General features: G+C 45.0%; 1 protein-coding gene. It reads left to right on the top strand.

The genetic code is table 11. From position 1 onward, the window contains the following. Positions 1-564, top strand: a 564-nt coding sequence (locus F8C76_RS17745) for a hypothetical protein (protein WP_211372174.1), incomplete at its 5' end; no start/stop codon positions are given. Positions 565-747: the final 183 nt, after the last annotated feature.

Raw genomic sequence — 747 nt, 5'->3', positions numbered from 1 at the left:
GCAGAAGCTTTCAACAAGACACTCTGCAAAATCTTGAAGAAAATGGTCTATAGTCACAAAAGAGACTGGAGCGACAAACTCTCCGAAGCTTTGTGGGCCTATCGAACCACCGTTCGAGGACCAACCCATAGCACACCATTCTCCTTGGTCTATGGATGCGAAGCTGTTGTGCCATTGGAGGTACAAATTCCCTCTCTAAGGGTATCTCTACAAAATGACATGACCCAAGAAAGCAATGTGAAGTTACGACTTCATGAGCTGGACAATCTCGACGAGAGACGGCTCGAAGTTCGACAAAGCATTGAACTTTATCAGGCACGCATGGCAGGATCTTTTGACAAAAGGGTCAGGCAACGCGCCTACAAAAAGGGTGACTTGGTTCTTGCGGTAAAAAGACCAATGGTCTTCGCTCACAAGTCTAAAGGCAAATTTGAGCCAAAATGGGAGGGACCCTACGTCATTGACAAGGTCTTCTCCAACGGCGCATATGCCCTCCTAAACATGGAAGGCGACAGATGTATGCTGCCTATCAATGGCAAGTTCTTGAAGCGGTATTACCCTTGAAGACTTACCCAACTGGGTAAGAGCAATGCCTGTATGGCCAAAACCTATTCTCAGGTACTCGCTCGTCAAACCCACTCTCTTTAGAATTTTCATATCAAATTTCTAGAGATTCAAAACAATGCCTGCTTTTATCGTTTCATTGTTCAAAAACAAAAATCACCAAGTTTAGGATCCTCTCCCTGA

The sequence above is a fragment of the Flagellimonas olearia genome (genome assembly GCF_009184425.1).
In the GTDB taxonomy this organism is placed as follows: domain Bacteria; phylum Bacteroidota; class Bacteroidia; order Flavobacteriales; family Flavobacteriaceae; genus Flagellimonas; species Flagellimonas olearia.
This window is presented reverse-complemented; position numbering and strand designations above follow the sequence as displayed.